A 25096-nucleotide genomic window follows, 5' to 3' on the forward strand; every position below is an offset into this window, starting at 1 on the left:
AAATAATAATGTCGAATTGGCAAATGGGAGAATGGGATGTTTGAAAATAACCGTGTTTCGCGCAGGGCGCTTCTCGCAGGAGCGCAGGCAGGCGTCGTGTTGGCGTTTTTGAACGCCGGCGGTGCCGTTTACGCGCAAGCGACTGGAGCGGAATCGCAGTCGTCAGATGGGCAGGCGGTATCGAGTGGAGACATTGTTGTGACGGCGCGTCGTTCGGACGAGCGGCTTCAGGATGTTCCTGTAGCGGTGACGGCGTTTGGCAGTGAGGCTCTGGCTGAGCGGCGGATCAGCACGGAAAGCGATTTGCAGATAGCGACGCCTGGATTGACGGTGCGGTCGGCGGTATCATCGAACCAGATCAACTATGCCATTCGCGGCCAGTCGGTAGACGGCTTTTCCTTTTCGTCTCCTGCGGTCACGGCCTATTTCAACGAGGTGCCGACCGGCGGTACATCGGCAACGTCGCTGTTCGACCTGGAATCGATTCAGGTTTTGAAGGGGCCGCAGGGCACGTTGTTCGGGCGCAATGCGACCGGCGGTGCGGTGCTTTACGCGGCGAAGAGGCCGGATGAAGAATTTGGCGGCTATGTCAAAGGCGGCTACGGCAATTTCAACAATGTCGAGGTCGAGGGCGCGATCAATATCCCGCTGACGGACGGCATTGCGGTCCGCTTCTCGGGCCGCTCGCAGACCCGTGATGGGTTTCAGCATAATCTGATCGATGGCAATGACATCAATTCGATCGACGCCCAGATCGGTCGTGTCAGCCTGCTGATCGCGCCATCCGGTTCGGGATTCAGCAATGTCACCGTCTTTCAGCGTGGACAATATGGCGGCTCCAATGGCGGCCTGAGCGTCCAGAATGCCAACGGCGTAAATGGCGCCCCTGCGACCTATGTTGATCCTTCGGACGGCCTTACCAAGCCTCTCGTCACGGCCATGCGTGATCTGCACGGCCCCGATGCGCTGGGTGCCGGGCAGGGGAGTTCGACGGATCCCCGGGTGAATGCCCTGTATAACGGTATCGGAGATTATCTGACCAAGCGTCAGGCCGGACTGGCCGACGGCTTCTACGACGTGTCGATCAACCGTGACCAGCGCCACCGCGCGGACCAGGTGTTTTTGTCGAACACGACCAGCTATGAACTGAGCGACACAGCGACGATCAAGAATATCTTTGGCTATAACAAGGTCGTCTCGGAGGATAATCTGGATGTCGATGGTAGCCCCTACGAGTTTTTCGGAGCGCAAGGTGGGCCGGATCAGGAAAAATGGGGAAAGACCTATTCGGGCAACGGCTATATCTTCGGCACCAAGCAGTGGTCGAACGAACTGCAGCTTTCTGGCGAAATAGGCGCTCTCAAATATATCGTCGGCGGGTTCATCTCCCAGGAGAAGACCTGGTCGTATATTCCCGTGACGATCGCGCCAGATCTTGGACTGCCGTATCTGGGTTCCTATGACAGCACCAGCAACGACAAGTCCAAGGCGCTCTATGCCCAGCTGACCTATGCGCTGACCGATCGCCTCAACCTGACCGGCGGTCTGCGATATACCTGGGAGAATGTCGGCATCCGGTTCAATCCGGGAAGCGCGAGCGACCCCAAGCTGCTTGGCGCCCTCAATTCCACTAAGGTCAAGGATTCCAAGCCAAGCTGGCTGGTCAGCCTCGACTATAAGGTTACGGACGATCTGCTCCTCTACTTCAACCAGCGCGGCAGCTGGCGAACTGGCGGCTTTAACGGCACCTCCGGAGCAAGTTTCCCGAATCCGGATTTCTTCAAGCCGGAAACCACCTATGACTTTGAAGTGGGTGCGAAATATGCCGGCCTTCTGGGTTCGATCCCGGCGCGCGTCAATCTTGCGGTCTATGACCAATATATCAAGAATGTGCAGCGCACGATCTATCTCAACAATGCCGCGCTTGCCGGCAACGCCAACAAGGCGCGGGTGTCGGGCGCTGAACTGGACGGCAATTTCACCCTGGCGGACGGGTTCGATGTAGGCGGGGCGTTCAGCTATACGGACGCACGCTATACCGATAACCGGGCGCTCGTTGGCGGGCAGGGCTTCTTCTTCGGGCCCTATGCCGACGCGCCGAAATATACCGGGTCGGCGTTTGCACGGGCATCGACAGAGTTCGGCGATGCCGGCGAAGTGGCTTTGCGTGGCGAAGTCTACGCCCAAAGCCACTTCTTCTACAGCAACCTCAACAACACGGTTCTGCCCGGTACCCGGATCGGCGGCTACAAGCTGATCAACGTTCGCGCAGAATGGAACGAAATGTTCGGGTCGAAAGTGAGCGCAGCTTTCTACGTCAACAACCTTACCAAAGAAAAATACTACACCGGTGGTATCGCCCTGGGCCAGGTAACCGGATCAAACTCCACTACCCCAGGCGCACCACGCATGTATGGCTTCGAACTCAGCGCAAAATTCTGAGATGCTCCATTATTCACCGGCTAAACGAAAAGAGATATCAATATATACTGGAAAGTATATATTGATATCTATAGTAAAGGTCGGGGCAGTCGAGACTCGGCGGTCCACCGCATATGATTTTTTTCACTATTGAAAGTCCCGGCATGACGCATACCGCTTTGAAACTTTTGGATGGCGGCCTGGCATCTTCAAGTGCGGACCGAGCGATGGGGCCGCCCTGCCCGACCTGGCTAAGCGATACCGCTACCGTTCTAAGAGACATTAAAAATGGGCGCATGTGTGTCCTGATCGATAATCAGGGTCCGGAGAGCGGCGCAATTCTGTTCGTGCCTGCCCAAATGGCGACTCCTGATGCGATCACCTTCATGGCCTGCCAGGGCCGTGGTCTCATTTGTCTTGCCCTCACGCCTGAGCGCGTGGAAGCACTTGGGCTTCAGCGGCAAAGCCGATATAGTCGCCGCGATCGGGACTTCACCGTTTCAATCGAGGCTCGCACCGGCGTCACCACAGGCATTTCCGCGTTCGATCGGGCCAGAACGGTTGCGGTTGCTATCGGCACTGCCGATGCAAATAATGATCTGGTTTCTCCTGGCCACGTCTTTCCTCTCGTTGCGCAATCGGGAGGCGTACTGTCTCAACGCGGATACGCCGAGGCTGTCGTGGACCTCTCGCGGTTGGCCGGCCTCAATCCCTCTGGCGTCTTCTGCGTGATCTTGAAAGCGGACGGCGGCACTGCGCGCCTGTGCGACCTGGAATCGCTCTCCAAAGACCATGGGCTGAAGGTTGGCAGCATTGATGATCTTGTCGGTTTTCGTTTACAACATGATCGGAATGTCGTTCAGGTAAGATCGAAATTGCGTGTCGATGGCCTTGGAGGCCATTGGGATACCAGAGTTTATCGGCATCTTGTCAGTGGTGCTGAGGCTCTGGCCCTTCGCAAAAATGGTCCATGTGATGCAGTCACCCCCCTCTTTATAGGCTATCGGACATCCTATGAGGGGATGATGACGTCGGTAGGAACTGACGATATGGCGCGATCATTTATGTTGGGCGGGCTGAAGCGATCTGGAAGCGTCGTCATACTGCTTGATCGAAAAATCTCCGAGGAAGAGTCCTCTTCCGCGGACTATGTTGCAGCCAACAGCCAAAATGACGAGAGCTGTCATTTTCTTAGGCATGAAATTTGCGCTCAAATCCTGACCGATCTTGGCATTACGCATGTCGATCTTCTTGAGGAGACTCTGGTCAATGGGCCGGGCTTCGATAAATTTCGGATATCGGTTGTGAAGAGAGTTGAGCATTGATTTCATAGCGTGCCGTTTTCACGAAAACGTTATTCGGGCGTCTCGTGATATCTTCCTCATAGTTATAGCGAAAGTCGGCCATGATCGAAGTACATAAAAATCTGATCGATGGCTGCTGGTCGGACACGACAGCGTCGTTTGAGACCATCAATCCTTCTGACACCGACGATGTCGTGGCACATTGCGCTGCAGCGACTGTCGAGGATGTCCGTCAGGCCGCTGCCGCTGCAAAACATGCCGCGGCGTCCTGGGCCCGTAGCCCGATCCAGCTTCGGCAGGAAATTCTCCGCGCCACCTCCGACGAGTTGCTGGTTAGGAAAGCGGAGCTTGGCCGTCTCCTGTCGCGGGAGGAGGGCAAGCCGTTGGCGGAGGGCGTTGCGGAGGTCGTGAGAGCAGCGCAGATATTCGATTTCTTCGCAGGGGAATGCCTTCGCCTGCAGGGTGAGATGATGGCTAGCACGCGACCTAGCGTCAGCGTGGAAATCACCCGAGAGCCTGTCGGTGTTGTCGGTATCATCACACCGTGGAACATTCCGCTCGCCATTCCTGCCTGGAAAATCGCGCCCGCACTGGCCTATGGCAACAGCGTTGTCTTCAAACCTGCGGAGATCGTGTCGGCCACGGCCTGGGTACTTGTCGATGTCCTGAAGCGCGCCGGGCTTCCCGGCGGCGTGCTCAATCTGGTTATGGGCAGCGGCGCTACGGTCGGTCAAACGATCGTGGAAAGTGACGATATAGATGCGGTCAGCTTTACCGGATCGACGAGGACCGGGCGGACTATCGCGGCCGGCTGCGTTGCGCGCATGAAAAAGGTGCAGCTTGAAATGGGCGGTAAGAATCCACTCGTCGTGTTGGCGGATTGCCATCTCGAAACCGCCGTTGAATGCGCCGTCAATGGGGCTTTCTTCGCGACAGGGCAGCGGTGTACGGCTTCGGAGCGGCTGATCGTCGAGGACGCGATCCACGATAAATTCGTAGCGGCGGTCTCCGAACGGATGGGGTCCCTCGTCGTTGGCCATGCCCTGGCCGACGGAACGGAAATCGGCCCCGTCGCCAGTCAGGCTCAACTGGAGCAGAACCTCTCCTATATGGACATTGGGAAACAGGAAGGCGCTGTTTTGCTGTGCGGTGGCGATCCTCTCGACCGGGGCACGCCTGGATTTTACATGGCTCCGGCGCTCTTCGTGGAAGCGACAAACCAGATGCGGACGAGTCGCGAGGAGATATTTGGACCTGTCGCATCGGTTATCCGCGTCAAGGATTACGACGAAGCGCTCGCTTTGGCGAACGATACCGAATTCGGCCTTTCATCCGGCATTTGTACGACCAGTATTAAGCAGGCGACGCATTTCAAGCGCAATTCTCAAGCGGGTGTGGTCGCCGTCAACCTTCCCACCGCTGGCGCAGATTTTCATGTGCCGTTCGGCGGCACCAAGCGGTCTTCTTATGGTCCACGAGAGCAGGGCCGCTATGCAATCGAATTCTATACCACCGTCAAAACGGCCTATACCCACGCAGGTTAGAAGCGCACGATCACCGATCGCGGAGATAGAATGGACATTCCCTTGCTCGAGCGTCAGCAAACGCGAAATATAAGTCGGGATCGAGCCGCTTGGGTCACCGGCGACGGCGTTCAATTGAGAGGCGAGGTCGGCGGGGTCCCCACGGCGCCCGCCGTCATCTTAATGCACGGTGGCGGCCAGACATTGCATAGTTGGTCCGGAGGGGCGAGCGCCCTGATCGAGGCAGGTTATCGTGTGATAGCCTATGACGCCCGGGGGCATGGCGACAGCGGATGGTCATCGACCGCGGATTATACGCTGGCCACACGCGCCCGCGACCTGGCGACAATCGTCCAAGACATCGAAGGCCCTTTTGGCCTGATCGGCGCTTCGCTGGGCGGTGCTACGGCGCTCAAGGCGCTATCTGATGGTATGCGCCCCAAGACCGTGTCCCTCATCGACATCGTGCCCAAGCCTGATATGGAGGGCGTTCTTCGTATCCGTCGCTTTATGAAGGCGAACCCTGACGGTTTTGGGTCACTGGAAGATGCCGCCGACGCTGTAGCGACATTTAATGTGCACCGCCGGCGACCTCGCAGTCCGTTGGGACTCGCACGCAATTTACGGCTTCGATCGGACGGCCGCTATTATTGGCACTGGGATCCGGAAATCCTTTCCTTCGATCCGTTGCAGGATTTGACCGAACTTGAGGAGGTTCTAACGACCGTAGTTGCTGCGGCCGACGTCGCAGTGCAACTGGTGCGAGGTATGAAAAGCGATGTGGTCGACGATCACGGGGTTGCCGAACTCCGCCGCCTCTTTCCAACCTTGCACGTCGATGAAATTCCCGATGCCGGCCATATGGTGGCGGGCGATCGCAATGATGTTTTCAATCACGCGATCATTGCCTTCTTCAGGAAGCATCTGCCGTCAGCATAGCCGCATGACTGCCGGGGAAAGCCGACCGACGGTGCCGAAATTATCTGGTTGGTAAAGCTTGAGCGCGCGCTGCCGATCGAGTCTGCACACGAGGATTGTTGACACCATTGCTACAAAATGTACTATCCGGTAGAATTTATCCAATATGAGGAAATATAATCGTGAACACGACGCCCGTTACATTCTCGTTTCAGTTCGGGCCCGTAGGACCGGCCGGAATGTCGGACGAGGCCCTGTATCACGAGGGCGTTGCGGACGCTGTTTACGGTCATTCGCTTGGCTATGAGACAGGATGGATGATCGAGCATCATTTCTCCGAATATTATCCTACCCCCAATCCGCTGATGTATCTATCGAACGTCGCGGCGGCATGTCCCGGCTTAGGGTTGGGAACATCGGTCATGGTATTGCCGTGGTATAATCCGCTGCGCTTTGCCGAAGATATCGCGATGCTTCAGACCCTGTCCCAAGCCGACCTGCATATTGGCATCGGGCGGGGCACGGCGAAGGCGGAATATGAAGCTTTCCAGGTAGATATGGGCACCGCGCGCGAATCCTTCGCCGAATATTGGGATATCATCAGACATCTGCTTGCTGGCGGCAAGGCGACCTATAACGGGCAGTTCGTCAAGATACCTAATCCGATTGAACTCAGGCCTCGCCTCGGCGCCAAGGTTCCCAATTTCTATGGCGCGATTGGCAGCCAAGGCAGCGCCAGCGTCATTGGCGGGTTGGGACTGCCACCCATGGCGATCGCTCAGTTTCCCGATGCGATCTTGCGGAAGATTCTCAGCACATGGAAAGAGGCGGCTGCCGGCGTTGGACTATCGACCGAGCAAAAGTTACCGATCTTCACCCAATGCTGGATAGCCGACACCGACGAAGAAGCGCGCCGTCAGGCTCGGCAATATCTACCCGATTTCTTCAAAATCCAGGTTCAGCACTATCAGAGTGACGAGGACCCGCTTCGCTGGGTGACCGGCTATGAGCAGTGGAGCAGGTTGTTCACGAACCTCAAGCGGCTGTCGGATCCGACAAAGAGCAATCTCGATGACTATATGTCGATGAATCTCGTCGGATCGCCGGATACCGTGGAGCGCCGCATCCGTGAACTAACGGATATTGGCTTCAACGACATCATCATCACCAACGCAATATATCGTGTGCCTCGCGACGTTCGACACAGCATGCTGGACCGTTTCGCGCGTGAGATCGCGCCTCGCTTCACGACGCCGGTTCGATCACCTATCCACATAAATGCCTGACCTCCGTTGAAAAACGTCGACGATAATAATGCGAAAGGTTGAGGGGATGAATGAGTTGCGCGTCAAGCAATCGGGATTTCGAAACGGTATTGCCATCGTTGCGGGAGGCAGCGGGGGCTTAGGTAGTGCCATCTGCCAGCGACTGGCGGCCGAGGGCGTGGATGTCGCTTTTACTTACAACCGGAATGCCGATCGTGCGCGGGCTGTCGCCAAGCTTATCGAAGAACATGGCTCTCGGGCCTTGGCAATTCAGACAGACCTCACTGACACGGCGCAGGTGGATCGCTTGTTACAGCGGGTAAATACTGAGTGGAGCACTCCAAGCACGGTAATATATGCGGCAGGGCCCCAACTATATTTTAAATATATCAGCCAACTCGATCCAGCGATCTTCAAGGCGACGATGGATCAGGATATATATGGATTTTACAATCTCGCGAGCGCGAGTTTGCCGTTGCTGCGTCAGGAGCGCGGGGCCTTGGTCGCTTTATCGACGCCTGCAATTGTTCGTTATACCAAGAAGGACATTCTTTCGATCGCGCCCAAGGCGGCCATTCACTCCGTCGTAAGGGGCATTGCGGTCGAGGAAGGGCGATTTGGCATACGCGCGAACTCCGTCGGAATTGGTTTGGTCGGCGACGCCGGTCTGTTTGAGACGTTGACGGCAAACGGTGACATCGATGAAAAATATATGCAGGCGACTTACGAACGGGTTCCGCTCCAACGGCTCGGGCTGGCAAACGAGATCGCGGAAGCCGTGGCCTTTTTGGCATCGGAACGTGCAAGCTTTATTACCGGCCAGTTGCTCATGGTCGACGGCGGCCTCTCAACCTGAAATCAGCAGGACGGTGAGCTGGTCGATGCCGCCTGAATCAGGTCACGTCGCTAGGCGCGTTCAATGGAGAATGACGTGAATTTTGATCCGACATCCGAACAGGAAAGCATCCAGGATCTCGCCGAACGGGTTTGTAGCCGGTTCGATGATGGCTATTGGCTTGACTGCGATCGGAAGGCGTTATTTCCGCACGATTTCTATGCAGCGATTGCCGATGCAGGCCTCTTGGGAATAGCGATGCCCGAGGCGTTTGGGGGCTCTGACCTTGGGATCGCCGCCGCGGCGACCTTAATGCGCACGATTGCCGAGTCCGGAGCGGGAATGGCCGGGGCCTCCTCGGTTCACATGAATATTTTCGGTCTGCAACCCGTGGTCGCTTTCGGGACGCCTGAGCAACAGGCGCGGATGTTGCCCCCCCTTATTCGGGGAGAAGAAAAGGCGTGCTTCGCCGTAACGGAACCGGATGCCGGCCTCAACACCACCGAGCTCAAGGTCAAAGCGGAGCGGGAAGGAGACGTCTATCTGATCTCGGGTCAGAAGATCTGGATCTCGACGGCTCAGGTCGCCGATCGCGCACTGATCCTCGCACGCACAACGCCCTTGGAGCAGCGGGTTCGCAAGACGGACGGGCTGAGTCTTTTCTATGCGAAGCTCGATCGATCGAAGGCCGACATCCGGGTCATCGAGAAAATGGGCCGGCATGGCGTCGACTCAAACACGGTTTTCTTCGACAGGATGGAAGTGCCCGCTGAGGACCGGATAGGGGAGGAGGGCAACGGATTCAAAATGATCCTGCACGGCCTCAACCCTGAACGCATTCTGATCGCGGCCGAGGCAGTGGGCATCGGCCGGGCTGCGCTCCGGCGTGCCTCGGACTATGCGCGCGAACGCGTGGTCTTCGGGCGGCCGATCGGTCAGAATCAAGGCATTCAGCATCCCCTCGCGCGATGCTGGATGAATCTCGAGGCGGCAAATCTCATGGTGATGAAGGCGGCGGCCCGCTTCGACGGCAAGCTCGATAGTGGCGTTGATGCCAACGCCGCAAAATATCTTGCAGCGGAGGCCGCTTTTTCGGCTTGCGAAACCGCTGTGCAGACCCTCGGTGGCATGGGCTATGCGGCGGAATATCATGTTGAACGCTACATGCGCGAATGCTTCATTCCACGCATCGCTCCTGTCAGTCCGCAAATGATCATGAATTTCATTGCGGAGAAAGTCCTTGATCTGCCCAAGTCCTATTGAGGGAATATGCTAGTGCACGATCAATCCGACGCAGCGCCCACGGCGATACCCGATGACGCACCGGCGTTGAGCGGCATTCGGATCATCGATCTGTCGAGGGTGCTTGCCGGCCCTTTCTGTACGCAGATACTGGGTGATCATGGCGCTGACATCATCAAGGTCGAACCACCGGTCGGCGACGAAACGCGCACATGGGGTCCCCCGTTCGAAGGCGACACCGCTGCCTATTATATGGGGGTCAACCGGAACAAGCGCGGCATCGTCCTGGATCTTACCAAAAGCGAACAGCGCGAACTGCTGCTTCACCTGATTGCCGATGCGGACATCCTGGTCGAGAATTTCAAAACGGGTACGATGGAGCGATGGGGCTTGGGATATGAAGCCCTGTCCGACAGATTTCCCAGGCTGATATATTGCAAGATATCGGGCTTTGGCGATGATGGCCCCCTGGGCGGGCTCCCCGGCTACGATGCTGCTCTTCAGGCGATGTCGGGGCTGATGAGCGTCAACGGCGAGAAGGACGGGGACCCGTTACGCGTCGGTGTTCCGATCGTCGATATGGTTACCGGGTTCAACGCCGCGCTGGGCATCATGCTGGCCTTGCAGGCGCGTGGGAGGACCGGGAGGGGGCAATTGGTCGAGACCACCCTTTTCGATTGCGGGTTGTCGATCCTCCATCCGTACATGATCAACTTCCTTCATTCGGGGAAGCTGCCTGTCCGTAGCGGCAACGCTCATCCGAATATTACCCCTTACGACCAGTTCGCAACACAGACCGAATCGATCTTTCTGGCCGTTGGCAATGATCGGCAATTCGCCAAATTCTGCGAACTGATGAACCGACAGGATCTTCGCGACGACCCCCGCTATCGCACCAACCGCGAGAGGAACGAAAATCGGGATGCGTTACGCGAGGAACTTGAAATGCTGTTGGGCAAGGTAGACGGCTCCGCCCTCGCGGCCGAACTCATAAAGGCCGGGGTTCCATGCGCGCCAATCCTCGATCTACATGAGATTACCCAGCATCCACATACCACGCATCGCGAGATGCTGGTCTCTATCGACGACTATCAGGGGGTCGGCGCGCCGATCAAATTGAAGTCGACCCCTGCCCGCTACCGGCGCCGGCCGCCAACCCTTGGCGAGCATAATGACGAGGTTTTGGCCGTTTGATACCGCTAGCGATATATCGGTCGATCAACGATCAGCTTGGGCGCTGTCGGTAACGCAGCAGGTTCAGCGCGTAGGTCGCGATCTGCGAAGCGACGATTTCTGCCGGCAGATGGTCGGGCCGATACCATCTGTGCACCCACCGAGCCATGCTGAAGATGGATAGCGTGGCTATGCGGGGATTTTCTACCTCGAAAATGCCTTCGTGTACGCCCGCTTCGATAAGTTTGGTAAATTCGTCATCCAGATGGCGTTCGATCTGTCTGAGTTGCTGACGCTTATCTTCAGGCAGATTCTTTTCTTCCTGCATATAAATAGCGCTAATAGCTTGAACTTCAATATTTATCGTCGCCAAATACCCAACTATCCGGCGAATTTTGTTTTCTGGAAGATCACGATCTTTAAGTATTTCTTCAATGCCCTTTGACGAAATTGCAACCATCCGGTCGTATATTTCGATAAGTAAGGCATGCTTATTATCAAAATATGAGTATAAGAACGGTTTGGAGACCTGCAGATTTTCGCAAAGCTTATCCATCGTAGTCAGATGGAAACCGTGATTCGAGATTAGATCAATTGCTTCGTCAATAATCTGGTTCTTCTTAAAATCGCGAATCTTCTGTTTCATCAAGCATATCCTATCGGCACATTCGTTGATCGGGAAGCTGGGCCCGGTTCAGGCCGGAATGGCTCAATTCCCGGCGCCAGGCACTTCCGCTAGATCGTAACAAATTCCGACTGTAGGTAAGAAGAATATACTTGTCCATGCAGTGGGTCGACGGTCACAGGCCTAGCGCCCGTGGGGGAATTGTGGGATTATCACCCGCCTGTTTTCCTCAGGTTTGCAAAGCGGTACGGCTTTGAGACGCCTAGGCACAAGAGGCAGGAGCATGAACAAGCCACATCACACGGACAGGCAGATAGCATCCGCACTTGAAAGTCGGTTGCGCCAAATCATACCCGCTGCGACGAGTCCGCACGCAACTGCCGCTGCACTCGGAAAGAGCCTGAAATCCAGAACCCGCTGATGGGCGGTCAACCGCTCACAGTAAGGTGAAACCGCCGTCTATGTTAATGGAAACGCCCGTCAGGAAAGGGGATTCGGCGCTGGCAAGAAAAACAGCGAGATTTGCCACTTCCTTGGGGTCCGCGATACGGCCGGCCGGTGTCGATTTCTCCAATCCGGCGATAAACTCCGGGGGAAGCCCCTCGACCATTTGCGTGCGGATGACGCCAGGGCAGATGCTGTTTACCCGGATGTTGTCACGGGCACTTTCCACGGCGGCCACTTTCGTCAATTGCATTACGCCGGCCTTCGCCGCGCAATAGGCGGGCATGTTCGGCATCACTACCGAGCCGGCGATTGAGGCGGTGTTGACGATCGCTCCTCCTCCTCGTTGACGCAGCAAAGGGATGGCATGCTTCATTCCCAGGAACGGACCTTTGAGATTGACGGCGACAACATGGTCGAATTCCAGTTCGTTATAGTCGACGAGCGAGGTCTGTACGCCGTCGAGCCCCGCGTTGTTGCAGAGAATGTCGAGGCCGCCAAAGGTTGAGACAGCATGTTGCAGAAGGTCGGCGACCTGGACCGATTTGGTAACATCGACGAGGAAGCCCGAAGCGCTCGGGCCAAGGCCTTTCACCACGTCATGCACGCGCGGGGTGATGTCACCGATGACAACCCTTGATCCCTCGCGCAGGAACGCCTCCGCTATGGCGAAACCAATACCCGATGCGCCACCGGTGACCACTGCGACTTTGCCTTCCAGCCTTTGAGCCATTTTTGAATCCTCTCAATCTTTCGCCAGATTATGCACGGCATCGTGCCACGATAGTCACTTCAAATCGGTCGTACTGCAGAACGGCACGTCGCGATGCTAGAGGAAACTCCAGCCCGCCTCCTTGCGCTGACAGGCAAAATACGCATCTGGCTCCAGCGGCTGTAAAATTCCTGTCGTAATCTCTCCGTCGCAGCTTATTCGGCAGTGATGTTCGTCCAAGCCCCGGAGCGCTTTGCGGACCTCGCTATCATTGAGGTCGTACCAGTCGCCCTGAACGACGTTGTCTCCAACAAATTCGCCTTGCCAGATGCTTTTGTCCGGCGATCCGCCATAGAGAGCACATGTCATGTATGCTGTTTGCTGGCCCATCCGTTCAAAATGGACATGCTTGATCTCGCCATTATCCAAAGTGAAGTCGATTTCGCCTTCGAGAAAGATTTGTGTATCCTCCTCGAAGCGCAGGCGGCGATCCACCTTGCGCACCTTTCCATAGCGTTTGTGTCCGTCGCCATAGGGATAAAGGATGATTGGTCCCCAGATTGCAAAGCTGCTAAAGGCAATCCATACGCCGCCAATCCACCCCGCTTTCGGAACGCTGCCATCGTGCTGGAGGCGGGGCCCTCCGACCCCCCGACCTATGCCCCAGTGCCGGTCGCGTGTACCGCGCGCGTCCGCCATCGATAATTCGATACGTTTGCCTTCGACGTCCACCCAGCCGCCGACCCGCCCGAAGCTCTCAAACCCGGCCGTCACGTGCCGCTGTCCGCCGCTCGGCTTACTGCTCTCGATCGAGCCATAAGCCGATCGATACATCTGACGATGTGTGTCTTGCCAGGTCAGATCATAGCGAATACCAAAGTCGTTGTCGGCCAGGACGTGACGCCACTCCCGCATACCTGCAACGATTGTCGGCTGGATAGGACCAACATGGATATTGCCGCGATTGGCGCCGATGCGGCGGAAGGCGCGCACCGACCGTTGAACACCTTTGTGCGTAACGATGGCAAAGGCCTCGGCCGTGTCGAGATTAGGGTAGAAGCTTCCTCCGGTCACGACCAGCAGTTCCCCCTTCTGGTCGTGAAACACGTTCCAATGCCGCTCGAAAAAGCGTAGATCCGTCGTCGCGGCGATCCGTATCGGATCGGGCGTTTGGTGGATCAGGTGATCGTCGAGCGGAGAAAGTGGATATTGCTCGGTGAAGTAGTCGTCGGCTTCCAATGCCCAGTCGTTGCTCATTTCCTGAGACGGAGCGGGAGCCGGGATGGCCCACGGGTCACCAGAGAGTTGATCCAGGGAATGCTGTCCACCGGCTCCGCCAATTCTATGGAGGAGTAGCGGCGCAAGATCTCTCCCAAAACGATCTGCCCCTCGATCCGTGCAAGTGGCGTGCCCAGGCAGAAGTGCGGGCCTTTTCCGAAGGCCATATGGGGGTTCGGAGACCGCGTGACATCAAGGCGTGTCGGGTCCTCGAAGACTTCTTCATCTCGGTTCGCGGACAAGAGCATGAAAAAGACTCGCTCTCCTGCGGACAGTTGCTTGCCCCCCATCTCAATATCTTCCTTAACGACGCGACCGATCGACAGGATCGGGCTGTCATAGCGGAGGAACTCTTCGACCGCTGGCTCCATCTTGTCGAGATTGCCGCGAAGATAGGAAGTCGTGTCCGGATTATGAGCTAGCGCAAGAAGAGAGTTATTGATGAGGTTTGCGGTCGTTTCATGGCCGCCGTTAAGCACCATCATCAGGCAACCGACGAGTTCGTCGTCATTCAAGCTCCGGCCATCGACTTCGGATGCGATGAGTTGGGAAAGTACGTCATCCTTGGGATCGGCCCGCCGCTTGCCGATGGCCTCTTTGAACAGCGTCGCCATAGCAACAGCGCCTCGCTTTGCGCGCTCATATTTATCCGGAACCCCACGGGCGCTTCCAATGAAGAGCATCATGTCATCCGACCAGCTCTTGACCTCAAGCAACCGGCCGCGCTCCACCCCCATCAATTCCATTATCACCATTCCTGGCAGCAGGATGGAAAAAGTGGAAAACATGTCGACCACGTCGCCGTCCGGCAATTTGTCGAGCAGATCATTGGTAAGTTCGGAAATCGTGCCACGCAAGGTCTCGAAGCTCGGAAGATTCAGGACCGACGCCATATGGCGCCGAAGACGTGTGTGGTCGGGCGGATCGCGGAACACCATCCAGCTGTTGAGATATCGCAATACCTCCCCGGCAGCGGATTGGGCGTTTGCTGGAAGATGCTTACGAACGTTCGTCAGGCGTTCGGCGGAGAATGTGCTGCTATCCGTCAGGCCCTCAAGAATATCGTCGTAACCCGTGACTATCCAGCCCGACATCGGATCGCTCCAATGCACCGGGTCCTCCCGGCGGAGCCAGCTAAAAATCGGGTGAGGATTGCGCCGGATCGCAGGATCGGACGGATCATATGTAAGTTCATCAACAGCCATTGTTTTACGGTCCCTCGCTGCCGTCTGATTTCAGCCGAGCAAATACCATATCCAACATCTCGTTCAGACCCGCCTCGCACGATCGATTTTTGAAGGCATAGCCCTTCAGCGCCCGCATGTGAGAGAGGAAGATGATTTCATGAGCTAGAAGGCGATCATCGACCTCCCGGAACTCCTCAATGATCGTACCCGCGCGGATCAGGTCGCTGAGAAATTCCGATATCCGTAATTCCTCGGCTCTATATCGCGCCTTCGCCTCCTCGGAGAACGACTGATATTCGCGATAGGCAAGGAGGACCGCGGCGGAACAATCCCAGTGTCGAAACCAGTAGGTTCGAATCGCGGCTTCAAGCTTGGCGCGCGCGCCACGCTGGATCGCTGCTGCCTCCTTCATATTATCAAGCAGTTCGAGGTTGATCTCGTCACACACCATTTCCAGAAGATCGTTCTTCGTGGCGATATGGCGATACAAGCCGCCGACGCTCAACGAGGCACGCTCAGCGACTTCGTTTACAGAGATCGCGTCGAACCCACGTTCCTGCACAAGCTGCATAACGACATCGGTAAGATGACGCCGCCTTTTGAGAGCCCGCTCCTGCCGAACACCGCCTGGTTTTCCTGCCTGCCTGCCGCCTTCTACGATCTTCAATTTCGATGGCATCGCTCTCGCCGCTGATTAGAATATAAACGAGCGAATACTCGCGTGTCACATTACTATCCCAAAGAGCCGGTTGCCGTCAATCAGAAGCTCACACTTCTGTCAAATAACGACATTCCGAAGGGAAAAGGCGCTAATCTATGCGGTTGACCGCAATCACGAAGGCGGATAACAGTCGTGATTGGTGAGCGATTGCTCGCAACAATCTCGTTGGCGAAATAATGTGCGACGGGTGGAGAGAGATTGGCGATATGGTTCCTGAGTACCGGAATGATCACCTCTGCGCGGACGCGATTGCGCATCATGCCCGCTTGAATGGTGATCGAATAGCGCTGGTTTGTGAAGCCGAGCGTCTGAGTTGGAAAGAACTCAATTGCCGGATAAATCAACTCGCTAATGCACTGATCGCTCATGGCTGCACGAAGGGAAGTCGGGTGTGCATGTTGCTGCCCAACGGCATTCCTTCCTTCCTGATTTTCTGGGCTACCGTACGAGCCGGTTCTGTCATCGTCCCTTTGAATATGATGCTGGACGACGCGTCCTTGGCTAGGTTAGCCAGCGCGTCCGGGGGTACCGTTTTCTTTGCCGATACAAACTCCGCTAAGCAGGTGGATCGAATTCGAAATAGCCTCTCGCATGTCAGCGCCGGCAGCTACTTTATCTTTGGCGATGAGCGAGAAGGTTGGGAACGTGCAGAGACTTTTCTAACTTTGGCAGATGATTCTGACCCGGACGTGGACGTAACTCCGCAGGATTCAATGACGATATTCTACAGTTCGGGTACGACCGGAACGCCCAAGGGGGTTGAACATAGCCATTTCAGCCGGCTGAACTATTGTTACGGGTTCGGCCCGGGGCTCGGGATCAATCGATATTCGGTCGCGGTTTGCTGCACGCCTATATATGCTTCCGGCACGCTGATCACCATGCTGCCTACGATCTATTACGGTGGCAAGATTGTACTTTTGCCTAAGTTCAGCCCGGAAAGCTTTTGCGAGGTTGTTAAGCAGGAACGCGGAACGCACAGTTTCATGGTCCCGGCCATGTATGTCTCGCTATTGCAGTATGAGGATCAGTCTGCCGACTTGTCGTCGCTCAAGGCTCTGGTCAGCGCTGGGCAAACAATGCCGATGATCACCCGCGACCAGCTTGCCGAGCGCGTTCCAGCGGCCGGGATTTACGAAGTCTATGGCATGACCGAGGGGTTTTTCACTATCGCCGTCCCCGAGGACTTCGCGCTGGGGAAGCGGAACACCGTCGGCAAGCCTGGCTTCCTCGAAGACATAAGGGTCATCGATGACGACGGGATCGAACTGGCCCGCGGGGAGACCGGAGAAATCGTCGCTTACGGCCCAGGCATGATGAAGGGGTATGCGGCGCGCCCCGATCTTACCGCCGAGACGATCTGGCTAAGCCCGCAGGGCCGTACTTTCTTGCGCAGCGGAGACTTGGGGCATCTGGACGAAGACGGCTTCCTCTATGTTTCCGGCCGGAAGAAGGACATGATCAAATCGGGCGGCATCAATATCTACGCGGCCGACCTGGAAGAGATCTTGGCAGAGCATCCGGCTGTTGGCGAACTGGCTGTCGTCGGCGTGCCCCATGCGCGGTGGACGGAAACCCCGATAGGCGTTGTGGTGCTCCGGCCCGGTCATTCGGCCAGTGGCGAGGAGATTCGGGACTGGACCAACCAGCGTCTGGCTAAATTCCAGCGCCTGTCCCATGTTCTTGTTCGCGATGACTTCCCTCGCGCGACTTACGGAAAGATCAAAAAAGATAAGTTGCGCGAAGAATATCACGATCTGGAAGCGTGATTTGCGATTGGAGTCCCTTCGCTCTTCTCCTATGCGTTCGCGCCAAGGTGGTCACGACCGGCTTGGCATGAGCGACATGGGTTAAGCGCCGGCCTAGTCGTCGCCAGAGACCAGCAGGATGCTGCCGCTTCTATCCCCGCAAACCGCAACATATTTGCCCTGCCAGGCCGCGATGTCGGCAAAGGGGAGAAGCGGCCCAGGCATAAGATCCTTTATTCCTGGCAGTATATTCGGGCTCATCTTGCCGGCGGTGCCACAGGGCAGGTTGCGGACGACGGGACGAACCTCCGAGCGCTCGGTGAAGGATTGATAGAGGGTCCCGTCGCCGCGATCAAGAACGAAAATCTTGTCATTCAATACGGTTACGCCGTGAGGCTCGATAAAACCGCCAGCGAGCGTCGTCGCGCCGCCACTGCCAAGATGGACCAGCCTGCCTGCCTTTGCTTCACTGACGAAGAACCCGCCATCGGGCGCCTCGGCAATCCCGACGGGCTGTTGAAGCGCGTCCGCCAGAGTGCTGACTTGTCCGTTTGCGCTGATGGCGATCACCCGTCCTGCGTCTGCATCGCACAGGACGATGTCCCCGTTGCTGGCGACAATGACAGCCATGGCCGACTCTAGCCCATCCATCAGCATTTCGGCCGGTATGCCGGGCTGATAGCGTGAACATTGGCCGGCGCTATTCGTGACGACGATACTACCATCGGTGCCTGCAGCTACGCCGCGAACATAGCCGGGGAAGCCATGCTGCAACAGCATGCCCGGCCGTGTGACCGCACCTGACCGATCGACCGCAGCTAGGCTCATCCCATCTGCGACCAATAGCGAACCATCCGCCGCTTCCGACAGACCGAACGGGCCCGCCATCGCACCGGCAACGGCGACACGTTGCCTACCATCCGGGGCTAGTTCGATCAGCTCCCCGTCGGTGAAGTGGGACACGAACATCCGACCGTCCGGCGCGAAAGCGAGATTGTCGAGACCATAAGCGAGACGCGCGAACTCGCTTTTTGTGCCTCGCGCGGGATCGATGATCGTAATCGCGCCGCTTCCGGATTCGACCGTGAAAAGACGCCCTTGAGCGTCAAATTTGACGGCAGTTGGAATATCGAGTTCGCCAGCGACTCTCTCCAACCCGCTGCCATCCAGTGCGACACGCCAGATTTCGCCTAAGGGGACCAGCGGGAAGTACAGCATGCCGTCCGGCCCCAGCGAAAGCGCGTTCGGCATCATCAATCCAGAAGAGATGAGTCGCGGCGTCGATCCGTCCGCGAACAATTCCCAGAGGCGCCCCTCGGGATTGAATTCGCTCATATAGATGCGGTCACCGTGCACGGTGACGCCATTGGCCACGGGGAGGTTCGATGCGATGATATCGACCGCGCCATTGGTACGAATGGCGCTCACACGAGCGCTCATCACCTCAGTAACGAACAGGTTGCCCTGGCTGTCGAAAGCAAGGTCGTCCGGCGCAACTATTGCTCCGTCTGTAGCAGAAACGATGTCCGCAATTCCGGTGGCTACATCGACGGCGCTGATTTGCGAACCAAAGGCCTGGGCGACATACAGCTTGCCGTCCGCACCCCACCGCATCCCATTGGCGCCAGATAGGGCTGCGGGCCCCACAAGCGTTTTAGTCGTCCATCCCGGTTCTGCCTGCGGCGAGGAAAGATGCAATCCCAGACGATCGATAGGCATTTTGCGATCCTTCAGACGTCAAGCACCAGTCGGGGTGTGCGTGATCGCGAACAACATACCATGATAACATTGTTCTTATCGCGCTGCTTGGGCCGCAGGAACGAATCTCTGTGGTCCGCAATGCCCTCGAGAATCTTGGTAATGCAGGTGCCGCAAGTTCCCTCGTTGCACGACCGGGGAATGACCACGCCGACCTCTTCCAGGGCGTCCGCAATAGATTGCCCGGCGTGGACGGTAACCATTTTATCAGAGCGCCTCAGTTCCACATCGAAAGCGGAGTCGGGGGCATGAGGCGCCTGTTCCTTGGGATGAAAACGCTCGATCTGAAGGGCGCTCTCATCCCAGCCGGCACAATATGCCTCGACGGCCTTGATAAGGGGCTCTGGCCCGCAGCAATATACGACCTTGCCGGGCTCTTCTGTACCCAGGAACTTACCGAGTGGCAGCAGACCGCACTCGTCCTGCGGACGGATGAGAACCTTATCCCCGAATGCCTCCAATTCGTCCTGGAACGCCATATGGGCACGAGTTCGCCCGCCATATAATAGCTGCCAGTCCAGCCCTCGCTGGTCGAGTTCACGGGCCATGGCGAGGAGAGGCGTGATACCGATACCTCCCGCAACCAAGCGAAAGCGCTCGGCCGTGACCAGCGGAAAATGATTGCGAACTGCGATGACGTCTAGATCGTCCCCAAGCTCCACCCGATCGTGCAGCATGATCGAGCCGCCGCGGCTCTGCAGTTCTTTCAATACGGCAAAGCGCGCCGTCCGACGATCAGCAGGATTGCCGCATAGCGAATATTGCCGGTTCATACCTGGTGCAAGCGCAAGATCAACATGAGCGCCGGGCGACCATGAAGGCAGGTCCGCCCCATCGGCGGCTTCGATCACAAAGGATTTGACCCCGGTCGATTCCAGACGGATTTCCTTGATGCGGGCCAAGAATCCATTCTCTTGGGTCATTGCCCTTTCCTATTCTCGTTCTGCGTGTCGCCCACGTAAATTGCGTCGCGGGCAACCATTCGTTCGTAAAGGCTTTGAATTTCGGCCGATGTATCCTGCTTCGCTAAAACATGATGCAGTTCCAGATTCCGCTTGGCGGCGGCCGCTAAATCGGGATCGTTAAAGCCGGTGACTACGCTGGCCGGAACATCCAGAAGCTGGGCCTGGAGCGACTGCGCGCCAGATTGAGGCAGCAGGCCCGACAAGACGGCTTGGATGTCAGCATTATCCGAAGCCAGATGAGAGGCCGCCGTATCCCAGCAACGTTCAAGTCGGCCGATTAGATGGAGCGCGGCCTTCAATTGCTGGTACGGCACGCCTTTGGGCACGGCTGGCAACACTTGCTCTTCCAGGCCACGCCTCAGCCCGCGCAGCAAATCTCCCGGATTAGGCCGCTGCATGACGTTCGCTCCATTCACGCGAGCGGATCCAATCCATCGCTAACGTCAAGCATTGCGGCACGATGGCCGCTCGGCCGATGTGTCGCAGGTTACTAGTGCCTCCCGATGCGAAGCTGTTCGCGGCGGCGACCGAGATTGTGGCGAATTTGACCTCGCTGAAGATGCGATAGAACATGACGCTGGTGCGAGGCACAATGAAGCGCGCCTGCTCGGCATGGATTGCGAGGAATTCGTCGAGCGGCATAAATCGCTCCGGGCTCCAAAGCGCGCGGTATATCCACGCGATGTCTTCGGCAGGATCGCCAATGTGCGCCATTTCCCAATCAAGCAGAGCAGTCAGGCGATCGCCCTGATACAGGAAGTTACCTGGTCGCAGGTCCCCGTGGACGAGCGAAAGGCGGGACGGTGCGGGGGCGTTTTCTCTCAGCCAGCGGAACAGCCAAGCAAGCACCGGGAGCGGCTCCAAACGATTTCTTTGGAACGCGGCCTCCCAATGGTCGATTTGTCCCTGAATCGGATCAGCCGATTCAGGGTCGAGTTCCGTCGCCAGCCAATCGAAACGATGCAGATCGCCGGTCGCGCGCGCCAGATCTGCGCTTAAGGTCTGCCCTTCCGCCTGCTGCATCTTCAAAAACCCAACGGCGCTTGCTTCACCCTCTACGCGCTCGAGCACGATGGCTGGCGAGCCAGTCGCCGCGCCGTCCAGATCGACCGCGATAGCTTCCGGCGAGCGAACACCCGAGCCATTGAGCGCTTTGAGTACAGCAAATTCACGCGCACTGTCGGAATCGATATGCTTGGCAGCCACCTGGCTCAGCATGATGCACGGAAGCGAACGGTCGTTGCGCAATGCGTCGAAACTATAAGCCCTGCGAGCATTGCCGCCAAATACGCGCTTCCAGTTCGACAACTCTGCGGTCTGCCCGCCAGCACTTAGAAGGCCGCTCAGGGCTGTCTGCATCCGCTGTTCTTCAGGCGAAGGTTGTGTCATCGCGTCCCAGCCGAAACCCGAAGCACTTCGCCGCTGACGCCATCTGACTGAGGTTCGAGGAAAAAGGCAATACCCTCCGCCTCGTCGTCGACCGTGGCGAACTTGCCTAGTGCCGTATAGCCCATGTGCCGCTCTACATATGCGCCGCCGAAAGTTTCGGTAACCTTCGGGCTGAACACCAGGCCCGGAGCGACGGCATTCACGCGGATTCCGCTGCGTCCCAACAGGATGCTAAGGGTCTGGGTCAGGGCGACGACAGCCGCCTTTGCGGAGTTATAGGCCGTGTCGCCAAGGTCCGGCCGGTTCGCGAAAGCGGCGAGAGAGGCAACATTGCATATCTTGCCATAGCCCTTCTTCACGAAATGCGGCTCGGCATGCTTGCACATCAGAAAAGCGCTATCGACGTTGATCTGAAAGGTCCGGTGGAAGTAATCGAGATCGATCTGCGCCAATGGGCGGTCCATCGATGCCGATTCGATACCAACCATACCGCCCGCGACATTGGCGATACCTGTCAGATCACCGAACTGTTCAAGGCAGAAAGCGATCACGCCTTTCACCTCATCTTCCTTGGATAAATCGGCGCGGTACGTGGCGACTTCACCCGGAAGGTCGCTGCATCCCTTGACGAACGCGTCAAGCCGCCTCTGGCTGATGTCCACTGCCAGCACGTTTGCGCCAGTGCGCAGAAGGCGCCGCGCCGTAGCTCCGCCGATGCCGCCTGCGGCGCCTGTGACGATATATGTTCTGATTTCGTTGCTCATATCGCTCTCAAACAAAAGATTGAGGATTGAAGTTGGGAGCGCGCCGTTCCTTCAGCGCGTCAAGCCCTTCGCGTGCTTCTGGGCTGGTGAACCCAAGAATGCCGAAGGCAAGCGAAGCTTCGAAAGCGGGCCACGCCGCCTTCATCCAGTTGTTGAGCGACAGCTTAGTCCACCGCACCGCAGCAGGCGGTCCCTTCGCCAAACGCTCTGCAATACCAAGTGCGCGCGGATAGCATTCCTCGTCGGGGACGCAGAAGCTGACCAAGCCGATGCGCTCGGCTTCCGAGCCACTGATTGGCTCGCTCGTCATCAGATAATATTTTGCCTTCGCCATGCTTGTGAGAAGCGGCCAGATCGCGACAGCATGGTCATCTGCGGCGACACCAAGGACTGTGTGGCCATCGACCAGCTTAGCTGATTGTGCCGCGACGCTGATATCGGCCAGCAGCGCAACCGCAAGACCTCCGCCGGCCGCTGCGCCGTTGATCGCTGAGATGATCGGCTTGCTGCAGTTAAGCATGGAGTCGATCATGGTCCGTGCATCCTTCCACATCTTGCAGCGGAAATCATGGTCGGTGATGATGTCCTCGATCATGTCGAAGTCGCCGCCAGCAGAAAATGCCCGGCCCTCACCCGTCACGATTACTGCGTTGACGCCCGGATCTTTGTCGATCAGCGACCAAATGTGCGCAAGGTCGTGATGAAGCTGAAAGTCCATCGCATTCATCTTGCCCCGCGCTAAAGTAATGCTCAGCACGCGCTCAGCCGGCCACGCCAGCTTGAGGCTCTCATATTCCGGATATGTCATGCGAATCGGCACCCGCGAATGTCTGTCATAGGCCACCCTCCCAAGCTGGGCGCGCCGGAGGGACGGAATGCGCCTCCTTTTACGCCGGTCAAATCATCATTGCGAGCCATTGCTCCATGTTTCGCTGATAAATGCAGGCTGGTAGCCCGTCAAGCCGTGATATAGGGAACGTGATAACGCCTTAGCGTCTGCAGCATAATCGAGATTGCGGCATGTTCGCCGTTGCCAGTTGACCGCTAACTAGATCAGCTATAAGACGCGAGCAAACGCTCGCTTAAATGGTCAGGCACTAGCTTGAACGACGGCGACCCGAGAGAGGATTATTAACGGACATGACCAGTCAGGCGCTCCCCACCCAGGACTATGACGCGATCGTGATTGGGGCGGGCTTCGGCGGATTGCGCGCGCTCTATGAACTGAAGAAGCAGGGTAAATCGGTTCTGCTCTTTGACGCTGGCAGTGACGTCGGCGGAACTTGGTACTGGAACCGCTATCCGGGCGCGCGCACGGACAGCGAGGCGTGGGCCTATTGCTATTCCTTCTCTAAGGAATTGCAGGACGACTGGGATTGGGCCGAGCGTATGCCGACCTGGAACCAGGTCCAAGCTTACCTGTCTCATGTTGCGGATCGGTTCGACATGCGAAAGGACATCGAATTCAACACGCGCGTACAATCGTGCATCTATGATGAGGATGCCAACCAGTGGGTGATCACCACCGCAGACGGCAAGACTGTTCGTAGCCACTATTTTATCTCGGCCGTCGGCTGGTTTGCCGTTGCAGTGCAGCCGCCGTTCGATATGAGCCACTTCAATGGCGAGTGGTACATGTCGTCCAAATGGCCCAAGCAGAATGTCGATTTTCGCGGGAAACGGGTCGGCATTGTCGGCAGCGGCTCGACTGCGGTTCAGCTCATCCCGGTTATTGCAAAAGAAGCGTCACAGCTCACGGTGTTTCAGCGCACGCCCAACTATGTCCTGCCTGGCCGGAACTATCCGCTCGACTCCGTTGATCGCGGCGCCATCAAGGCGGATTACGAAAATATCTGGCAGCAGGTTCGAAACCAACCGTTCGCCTTCCCGATGCGGACCTCGACGTTGACCTATGACTCCGTCGACGATGAAGAGCGTGAGCGTATCTTCGAATATGGGTGGGAACAGGGAGGTTTTCGATTTATCTTTGAAACCTTCGCCGACATGCTGACGGACAAGCGGACCAATGAAGCAGCTGCCAATTTCGTTCGGCGAAAAATTCGCTCGATTGTGCGGGATCCAAAGACGGCGGAAGCGCTCGTTCCGAAATATCCGATTGCGCTCAAGCGGCCGCCGTTAGGCAATTTTTTCTACGAAACCTTCAACCGCGACAACGTCCAACTGGTCGATGTCAGCGAAGACCCTTTGGTTGAGGCTACCGAAAGCGGGCTGAAGACAGCCACGTCGGAATTCGAATTCGATATTATCATCTTTGCAATCGGATTCGATGCCGTCACCGGTCCGCTTACGAGCATGGAAGTGCGGGGCCGCAATGGGCAACTCGTGCGTGACAAATGGGCCGCTGGCCCGCGCACGCACCTTGGGATCGTGATGGACGGATACCCGAACATGTTCGTAATCACCGGGCCGCAATCGCCTTTTTCCAACGTTCCGCCGGTGGTCGATGCGACCGTAAATTGGATCGGGAAAGCGATTGCCAAAGCCGATGCCACCCAGGCGGATGTGATCGAGGCGAAGGCCGAAGCGGTCGACGCCTGGGTTCAGCTTATGCAAGACTTGCTCGACCAGACCCTTCTCGGTCAAGCCGTAGAACTCAAGTCTTGGTTCATGGGCGCAAATATACCGGGCAAGGCACATGCGCCACTGCATTACTTCGGAGGAGCCTCTGGCTATTTTGATGAAATAGATAAATCAATCAATAACGAATTCAGAGATGATGTGGATTTTACTAGATCGTGCCAGCTTGTGTAATATGCGCCATTTAATCAACAGTACGATCAAGACAATCGTACTATCAGGGAGA

At 56.9% G+C, this 25096-nt stretch carries 22 protein-coding genes; 10 read left to right on the top strand and 12 right to left on the bottom strand.

What is annotated here, in order from left to right; genetic code table 11:
• The first annotated feature begins 36 nt into the window (after positions 1–36).
• The 8 genes from KFK14_RS05275 (at position 37) to KFK14_RS05310 (ending at position 10702) form a co-directional block, all read left to right on the top strand.
• Positions 37–2442, top strand: a complete 2406-nt coding sequence (locus KFK14_RS05275; RefSeq protein WP_212610143.1) for a TonB-dependent receptor — start codon at positions 37–39, stop codon at positions 2440–2442.
• A 113-nt stretch (positions 2443–2555) separates the two neighbouring features.
• Complete coding sequence (locus tag KFK14_RS05280; protein WP_212610144.1) at positions 2556–3746, top strand: 3,4-dihydroxy-2-butanone-4-phosphate synthase; 1191 nt, start codon at positions 2556–2558, stop codon at positions 3744–3746.
• An 80-nt stretch (positions 3747–3826) separates the two neighbouring features.
• Positions 3827–5269: an aldehyde dehydrogenase family protein gene (locus KFK14_RS05285; RefSeq protein WP_212610145.1), complete on the top strand. Its 1443-nt coding sequence runs from the start codon at positions 3827–3829 to the stop codon at positions 5267–5269.
• 30 nt (positions 5270–5299) lie between these two features.
• The gene (locus tag KFK14_RS05290) at positions 5300–6187 is read left to right on the top strand and encodes an alpha/beta fold hydrolase (protein ID WP_212610146.1); all 888 of its coding nucleotides are present in this window, start codon (positions 5300–5302) and stop codon (positions 6185–6187) included.
• Between the two features lie 161 nt (positions 6188–6348).
• Positions 6349–7452, top strand: a complete 1104-nt coding sequence (locus KFK14_RS05295; RefSeq protein ID WP_212610147.1) for an LLM class flavin-dependent oxidoreductase — start codon at positions 6349–6351, stop codon at positions 7450–7452.
• A 46-nt stretch (positions 7453–7498) separates the two neighbouring features.
• Positions 7499–8287, top strand: a complete 789-nt coding sequence (locus tag KFK14_RS05300) for an SDR family NAD(P)-dependent oxidoreductase (protein ID WP_212610148.1) — start codon at positions 7499–7501, stop codon at positions 8285–8287.
• 63 nt (positions 8288–8350) lie between these two features.
• Positions 8351–9529 carry an acyl-CoA dehydrogenase family protein gene (locus KFK14_RS05305; RefSeq protein WP_246524902.1) on the top strand — a complete coding sequence of 393 codons (1179 nt, stop codon included), beginning with the start codon at positions 8351–8353 and terminating at the stop codon, positions 9527–9529.
• A 12-nt stretch (positions 9530–9541) separates the two neighbouring features.
• Positions 9542–10702, top strand: a complete 1161-nt coding sequence (locus KFK14_RS05310) for a CaiB/BaiF CoA transferase family protein (RefSeq protein ID WP_212610149.1) — start codon at positions 9542–9544, stop codon at positions 10700–10702.
• A 31-nt stretch (positions 10703–10733) separates the two neighbouring features.
• Here KFK14_RS05310 and KFK14_RS05315 read toward each other — a convergent pair whose 3' ends face one another.
• The 6 genes from KFK14_RS05315 to KFK14_RS23980 form a co-directional block, all read right to left on the bottom strand.
• Positions 10734–11327, bottom strand: coding sequence for a TetR/AcrR family transcriptional regulator (locus tag KFK14_RS05315; RefSeq protein ID WP_212610150.1), 594 nt, complete (start codon positions 11325–11327; stop codon positions 10734–10736).
• A gap of 415 nt (positions 11328–11742) precedes the next feature.
• The gene (locus KFK14_RS05320) at positions 11743–12483 is read right to left on the bottom strand and encodes an SDR family NAD(P)-dependent oxidoreductase (protein WP_212610151.1); all 741 of its coding nucleotides are present in this window, start codon (positions 12481–12483) and stop codon (positions 11743–11745) included.
• A gap of 96 nt (positions 12484–12579) precedes the next feature.
• Positions 12580–13719, bottom strand: coding sequence for an Rv3169 family protein (locus KFK14_RS05325; protein WP_212610152.1), 1140 nt, complete (start codon positions 13717–13719; stop codon positions 12580–12582).
• On the bottom strand, positions 13716–14945 hold the full coding sequence (locus tag KFK14_RS05330) for a cytochrome P450 (protein WP_212610153.1): 1230 nt from the start codon (positions 14943–14945) through the stop codon (positions 13716–13718). Before KFK14_RS05330 ends, KFK14_RS05325 begins: the two co-directional genes overlap by 4 nt.
• A gap of 4 nt (positions 14946–14949) precedes the next feature.
• Positions 14950–15606, bottom strand: a complete 657-nt coding sequence (locus KFK14_RS05335; RefSeq protein ID WP_212610154.1) for a TetR/AcrR family transcriptional regulator — start codon at positions 15604–15606, stop codon at positions 14950–14952.
• Between the two features lie 80 nt (positions 15607–15686).
• Positions 15687–16016, bottom strand: coding sequence for a hypothetical protein (locus KFK14_RS23980; RefSeq protein ID WP_246525095.1), 330 nt, complete (start codon positions 16014–16016; stop codon positions 15687–15689).
• Here KFK14_RS23980 and KFK14_RS05340 point away from each other — a divergent pair.
• A complete protein-coding gene (locus tag KFK14_RS05340; protein WP_246525021.1) occupies positions 15915–17417 on the top strand; it encodes a class I adenylate-forming enzyme family protein in 1503 nt (500 codons plus the stop codon). The two genes, KFK14_RS23980 and KFK14_RS05340, sit on opposite strands and share 102 nt — an antisense overlap.
• 93 nt (positions 17418–17510) lie before the next feature.
• On the opposite strand, the gene KFK14_RS05345 is transcribed toward KFK14_RS05340, so the two are convergent.
• The 6 genes from KFK14_RS05345 to KFK14_RS05370 form a co-directional block, all read right to left on the bottom strand.
• On the bottom strand, positions 17511–19010 hold the full coding sequence (locus KFK14_RS05345; protein ID WP_212610156.1) for a Vgb family protein: 1500 nt from the start codon (positions 19008–19010) through the stop codon (positions 17511–17513).
• A gap of 116 nt (positions 19011–19126) precedes the next feature.
• Entirely contained in the window at positions 19127–20077 is a 951-nt protein-coding gene (locus KFK14_RS05350) for a PDR/VanB family oxidoreductase (protein ID WP_212610157.1), read from the bottom strand.
• Positions 20074–20517, bottom strand: a complete 444-nt coding sequence (locus tag KFK14_RS05355) for a hypothetical protein (RefSeq protein WP_212610158.1) — start codon at positions 20515–20517, stop codon at positions 20074–20076. The genes KFK14_RS05350 and KFK14_RS05355 overlap by 4 nt, the downstream gene beginning before the upstream one ends.
• Positions 20504–21478, bottom strand: a complete 975-nt coding sequence (locus KFK14_RS05360; protein ID WP_212610159.1) for a phosphotransferase family protein — start codon at positions 21476–21478, stop codon at positions 20504–20506. The genes KFK14_RS05355 and KFK14_RS05360 overlap by 14 nt, the downstream gene beginning before the upstream one ends.
• 26 nt (positions 21479–21504) lie before the next feature.
• Positions 21505–22272 (bottom strand): SDR family NAD(P)-dependent oxidoreductase, encoded by a 768-nt coding sequence (locus KFK14_RS05365; protein WP_212610160.1) that lies wholly within the window; start codon positions 22270–22272, stop codon positions 21505–21507.
• A gap of 7 nt (positions 22273–22279) precedes the next feature.
• The gene (locus tag KFK14_RS05370; protein ID WP_246524904.1) at positions 22280–23116 is read right to left on the bottom strand and encodes an enoyl-CoA hydratase/isomerase family protein; all 837 of its coding nucleotides are present in this window, start codon (positions 23114–23116) and stop codon (positions 22280–22282) included.
• A 296-nt stretch (positions 23117–23412) separates the two neighbouring features.
• Between KFK14_RS05370 and KFK14_RS05375 the strand changes: the two genes are divergently transcribed.
• Positions 23413–25044 carry a flavin-containing monooxygenase gene (locus KFK14_RS05375; RefSeq protein ID WP_212610161.1) on the top strand — a complete coding sequence of 544 codons (1632 nt, stop codon included), beginning with the start codon at positions 23413–23415 and terminating at the stop codon, positions 25042–25044.
• Positions 25045–25096: the final 52 nt, after the last annotated feature.

Origin of the sequence: Sphingobium phenoxybenzoativorans, from assembly GCF_018286635.1 — a bacterium.
Lineage (GTDB): Bacteria > Pseudomonadota > Alphaproteobacteria > Sphingomonadales > Sphingomonadaceae > Sphingobium > Sphingobium phenoxybenzoativorans.

Coding starts and splice junctions, on each gene's coding strand:
- KFK14_RS05275 (WP_212610143.1), top strand. CDS start 37: ATGTTTGAAAATAACCGTGTTTCGCGCAGGGCGCTTCTCGCAGGAGCG.
- KFK14_RS05280 (WP_212610144.1), top strand. CDS start 2,556: ATGATTTTTTTCACTATTGAAAGTCCCGGCATGACGCATACCGCTTTG.
- KFK14_RS05285 (WP_212610145.1), top strand. CDS start 3,827: ATGATCGAAGTACATAAAAATCTGATCGATGGCTGCTGGTCGGACACG.
- KFK14_RS05290 (WP_212610146.1), top strand. CDS start 5,300: ATGGACATTCCCTTGCTCGAGCGTCAGCAAACGCGAAATATAAGTCGG.
- KFK14_RS05300 (WP_212610148.1), top strand. CDS start 7,499: ATGAATGAGTTGCGCGTCAAGCAATCGGGATTTCGAAACGGTATTGCC.
- KFK14_RS05305 (WP_246524902.1), top strand. CDS start 8,351: ATGGAGAATGACGTGAATTTTGATCCGACATCCGAACAGGAAAGCATC.
- KFK14_RS05315 (WP_212610150.1), bottom strand. CDS start 11,327: ATGAAACAGAAGATTCGCGATTTTAAGAAGAACCAGATTATTGACGAA.
- KFK14_RS05320 (WP_212610151.1), bottom strand. CDS start 12,483: ATGGCTCAAAGGCTGGAAGGCAAAGTCGCAGTGGTCACCGGTGGCGCA.
- KFK14_RS05325 (WP_212610152.1), bottom strand. CDS start 13,719: ATGAGCAACGACTGGGCATTGGAAGCCGACGACTACTTCACCGAGCAA.
- KFK14_RS05330 (WP_212610153.1), bottom strand. CDS start 14,945: ATGGCTGTTGATGAACTTACATATGATCCGTCCGATCCTGCGATCCGG.
- KFK14_RS05335 (WP_212610154.1), bottom strand. CDS start 15,606: ATGCCATCGAAATTGAAGATCGTAGAAGGCGGCAGGCAGGCAGGAAAA.
- KFK14_RS23980 (WP_246525095.1), bottom strand. CDS start 16,016: ATGAGCGATCAGTGCATTAGCGAGTTGATTTATCCGGCAATTGAGTTC.
- KFK14_RS05345 (WP_212610156.1), bottom strand. CDS start 19,010: ATGCGGTGGGGTGCGGACGGCAAGCTGTATGTCGCCCAGGCCTTTGGT.
- KFK14_RS05350 (WP_212610157.1), bottom strand. CDS start 20,077: ATGACCCAAGAGAATGGATTCTTGGCCCGCATCAAGGAAATCCGTCTG.
- KFK14_RS05355 (WP_212610158.1), bottom strand. CDS start 20,517: ATGCAGCGGCCTAATCCGGGAGATTTGCTGCGCGGGCTGAGGCGTGGC.
- KFK14_RS05360 (WP_212610159.1), bottom strand. CDS start 21,478: ATGCAGACAGCCCTGAGCGGCCTTCTAAGTGCTGGCGGGCAGACCGCA.
- KFK14_RS05365 (WP_212610160.1), bottom strand. CDS start 22,272: ATGAGCAACGAAATCAGAACATATATCGTCACAGGCGCCGCAGGCGGC.
- KFK14_RS05375 (WP_212610161.1), top strand. CDS start 23,413: ATGACCAGTCAGGCGCTCCCCACCCAGGACTATGACGCGATCGTGATT.